Source organism: Acidovorax sp. HMWF018, from assembly GCF_003061035.1.
Classification (GTDB): domain Bacteria; phylum Pseudomonadota; class Gammaproteobacteria; order Burkholderiales; family Burkholderiaceae_C; genus Acidovorax; species Acidovorax delafieldii.
Window position 1 is genome coordinate 1 of the sequence record NZ_QAIM01000062.1, and the last position, 4096, is coordinate 4096.

Sequence of the window (4096 nt, forward strand, 5' to 3'; positions counted from 1 at the left end):
ACCAACTCCAAGGCGCAAGCGCATGGCGAAGACCACAAGAAAGCCCGTCCTGCAACCGGTGTGAAGCAGATCAAGGATGGCGGTACAGCGCGAGGTGAAGGCTCTGGCCTTGCGGACACCAGCAAGGCCGAAGCCCGTGGTCAGGAAAAGGCCAATGCGCGTGAAGCCATGCCGCACAAGGAAGCCACTCCGGGCTCCACGCCTAAGTAATGCAAACGGGTGGGCCACAAGCGTGGCCCACCCAAGTACGGGCGGGCCGCAATCGTGGTGCAAGGTGATGGCTTCGCAAGCCCCCTCAGGGCCTAGTTCAGTGCCCGCTCCGATGTGCGTGGACTCCGCGCATCCACGTCATGAGGTCTAGATGGCTGTTCGTTGGCGTGTCGGTCACACCAGAGTGCGCTCTGGAAACCTTGGCTCCGCGCCGAGTCGGTTTGACGAAACTTGCGTTGTGGTTGGGCTTCGAGGGGCTGTCCGCCGCCAGGTTGTCAAGAATTGCGCAGTTCGAGTGGTCGTCGCCAGCGCACACAGAAACCAACTGCTCCAAGGCTGATTTCATCTCGATAATCTCCCGCAGCTTCTCCTCCAGATCCGCCAGATGGCGCTCCGCAATCGCCTTTACCTGCCGACTGGTGCGGTGCGTGTCACCCCATTGGCCGATCAACTCCGCAATCTGGGGCATTGAGAACCCGAGGCGGCGCGACTGGCGGATGAAACGCAGTACCGAAACTTCGCGCTCACCGTATTTTCGATAGCCAGACTCACTGCGCTCAGCTTCTGGCAACAAACCTGTTTGCTCGTAGTGGCGGATCATCTTGGCCGATACACCTGCCGCTTTGGCCGCTTCGCCGATGTTCATGAGTGTGGTCATGGATGCTCCTGTGCAATGGAATAACACGGTAGCAAGGACTTTGGCCCTTACCACCGTGTCAATGTCAAGCGCTCCGAATACTACGTTTTGTAAAGCCTAGATCAGGCGGGCGGATATCCAGCCTCGGTCAGCGCCTCGACCAGTGTCTTGCGATCTTCCGCGCTTTGCACAGTGACCATGCGTTTGGACATGTCCACCTGCACTTTACATTCAGGGTCTGTCATCTGAAGCGTCTGGCTCACCATCCCAGCACAGTGTCCGCAGGTCATGTCGGGGAGTTGGAATTCATGCATTTTTCACCTCTTGGAAAAAGTTAAGAGGCTTTCAGTCTCCGGTTTGCCACTGGGGCAAGGTCAAGTGGCCAGATAGATATCCAAACAAGGAGCGCCGACTCGCTTGCGTCTCCCATCGTGTCAACCCTGAAAGTACGAACTCTGCCGGATAACGCCGGAGTTGAACACCACATGGAGATTGCTATGAATACCTCTGCCCATGAAGCGGGGCCGTCCGCCTCACTGTCGATCGCACACCTGAATCTTCCGATACTTGGCATGACCTGCGGCTCTTGCGTTGGACGGGTTGAAAAGGCCCTCAAAGCCGTCCCTGGGGTCCGTGAGGTGACCGTGAATATTGCTACTGAGCGCGCCTCCGTGGTTGCCGCCTCCACGGTGCCGGTCCCGGCCTTGGCTGCGGCTGTCGAAAAGGCTGGATACGCAATAGCGGAAGAGTCCGTGGAGCTGTTGATCGGTGGGATGACCTGCGCGTCGTGCGTGGGACGTGTCGAAAAAGCGCTGAAGGGTGTACCAGGCGTCAAGCACGCGGAAGTCAATCTAGCCACGGAGCGTGCGCAGGTTCGTTTCGATGCAGGATTGCCTCCCGAACGCCTGGTAGCCGCCGTTGTTAAGGTGGGCTATGAGGCACAGGTTGCGGATACGAGCACTTCCACTGAACACGACAAGCCGTCGGCGCCCTGGTGGCCTGTCGCTCTAGCCGCTGGTCTGTCCTTCCCCCTGGTATTGCCCATGCTTGGCATGCTGTTCGGTCAAGACTGGACACTCAACGGCTGGATTCAACTGGCCCTGGCCACCCCTGTGCAGTTCTGGCTGGGCGCGAGGTTCTACCGCGCTGGCTGGAAGGCTCTTCGTGCAGGCGCAGGCAACATGGATCTGCTGGTCGCATTGGGTACGTCGGCCGGGTACGGCTTGAGCTTGTACCTGCTGTTCAAGCACGCTGAGCACGGGACGCCCCACCTGTACTTTGAAGCCTCCGCTGTCATCGTCACGCTAGTCCTTCTCGGGAAGTGGCTGGAAGCCCGAGCCAAACGGCAAACCACGGAAGCGATCCGGGCGCTGCATGCGCTGCGCCCAGAAATTGCGCGTGTGCGCACTGATGCCGGTGACATTGATCAACCACTCTCACGCGTGAAAGTAGGTGATACGGTGGTTGTCCGCCCAGGGGAGAGAGTCCCGGTAGACGGCTCGGTGATCGAAGGCGCCAGCCAGGTGGATGAGTCATTGATCACCGGAGAGAGCCTGCCTGTGGCGAAGCATGTCGGCGACAAGGTGACGGGGGGCGCCGTGAACGCAGAAGGCTTACTGCTTGTACGGACGACCGCCATTGGCGCTGAGTCAACCCTGTCTAGAATCGTACGAATGGTGGAGTCGGCCCAGGCAAAAAAGGCTCCCATCCAGCGGATAGTGGATGAAGTGAGTGCAGTCTTTGTGCCTGTGGTGCTCGGCCTTGCAGCCATCACTCTGATGGGCTGGGGCTTCGCCACTGGCAACTGGGAGCAGGCAATCCTGAATGCCGTCGCGGTACTTGTGATCGCGTGCCCTTGTGCGCTGGGCTTGGCTACTCCCACCGCGATCATGGCGGGCACCGGCGTTGCAGCACGCCACGGTATTCTGATCAAGGATGCAGAAGCACTAGAGGTTGCCCACCGCATCGACACCGTGGCGTTCGACAAGACCGGCACCCTGACCGAGGGAAAGCCCACTTTGACGGCTGCGATGCCTGCCGAAGGCCTCCAGGATCAGTTACTGCCGTTTGCTGCGGCCATTCAGAACGGCAGCGAGCATCCACTGGCAAAGGCCGTGATGGACGCTGCACGCACCCAGGGTGTGACCGTTCCTCGGGCCACTGAGGTCACAGCGGTAGCTGGCAGAGGCATGTCTGCTGTCATAAAAGGACGCCAGATCCGCCTCGGGAGTACACGTTACATGGAGGAGTTGGGTGTCAACATGGCCAGTCTGACCGGGGCTGCAGCACAGATGCAGCAAGAGGGCCGCACGGTATCCTGGTTGGCTGACGTGACCGATGCGCCAGAAGTGATGGGACTATTGGCATTTGGAGACACCGTGAAGCCCAGCTCACAAAAAGCCATTGCCCAACTGCATGCTCTGGGCATCCAGACCGTCCTGGTCACCGGGGACAACAAGGGAAGCGCAAGCGCAGTAGCCAGCGCGTTGGGCATCGATCAGGTTCGTGCTGATGTGCTGCCGGAAGGCAAGGCGGATATCGTGGCGCAGCTCAAGTCAGGTGGCAGGCACGTTGCGATGGTGGGTGACGGCATCAACGACGCGCCCGCTCTGGCTGCGGCGAATGTGGGAATTGCCATGTCCACGGGCACCGACGTGGCCATGCATGCTGCGGGGATCACGCTGATGCATGGTGACCCCGCGTTGATCGCAGATGCCATCGACATCTCTCGGCGCACGTACGCAAAGATCCGTCAGAACCTTTTCTGGGCATTCGCGTACAACGTGGTCGGGATCCCCTTGGCTGCATTTGGCCTGTTGAATCCTATGGTGGCGGGAGCAGCTATGGCCCTCAGCAGCGTGAGTGTGGTGACCAATGCGTTGCTGCTGCGTTCTTGGAAGAGGTAAGGACTAGCGCCAGATCCGACAACGGATCCTGTCAGATGCAGACCGCGTATGTCCATCGCTATCCGGTCGAACTCAAGAGGTTCTGTGAACGTGCTGATGGTGCACATCTGGTGCGTGGGGGTGAGCGTGGGTCATAGGCTCATGGGTGTGCTTGTGACTGTGGCTTTCCGCCAAACGCAGCACCACTCCCGCCAGCATCACAACTCCGCCCAGCAGCATCAACAATCCCGCAGCACGCTCCCAGAATAGGGGTCCCCTCGTTTTCAGTGCAATAACTGGCGGTACGCAAACCCAGCACTGGCGCGGGGGTGGTGTTGGTAGATCGTTGATTCTGTTGGCTTTC

At 59.5% G+C, this 4096-nt stretch carries 4 protein-coding genes; 2 read left to right on the forward strand and 2 right to left on the reverse strand.

Features of this window, described 5'->3' with window-relative positions:
* On the forward strand, positions 1 to 210 hold a 210-nt coding region (locus DBR23_RS29480), incomplete at its 5' end, for a hypothetical protein (RefSeq protein WP_158276412.1).
* 97 nt (positions 211 to 307) lie between these two features.
* On the opposite strand, the gene cueR is transcribed toward DBR23_RS29480, so the two are convergent.
* The gene (gene cueR / locus DBR23_RS02220; protein WP_369882074.1) at positions 308 to 868 is read right to left on the reverse strand and encodes a Cu(I)-responsive transcriptional regulator; all 561 of its coding nucleotides are present in this window, start codon (positions 866 to 868) and stop codon (positions 308 to 310) included.
* 101 nt (positions 869 to 969) lie between these two features.
* Positions 970 to 1161, reverse strand: a complete 192-nt coding sequence (locus tag DBR23_RS02225; RefSeq protein ID WP_056419638.1) for a heavy-metal-associated domain-containing protein — start codon at positions 1159 to 1161, stop codon at positions 970 to 972.
* A 183-nt stretch (positions 1162 to 1344) separates the two neighbouring features.
* Between DBR23_RS02225 and DBR23_RS02230 the strand changes: the two genes are divergently transcribed.
* Entirely contained in the window at positions 1345 to 3753 is a 2409-nt protein-coding gene (locus tag DBR23_RS02230; RefSeq protein WP_108497173.1) for a heavy metal translocating P-type ATPase, read from the forward strand.
* The last annotated feature ends 343 nt before the right edge of the window (positions 3754 to 4096 follow it).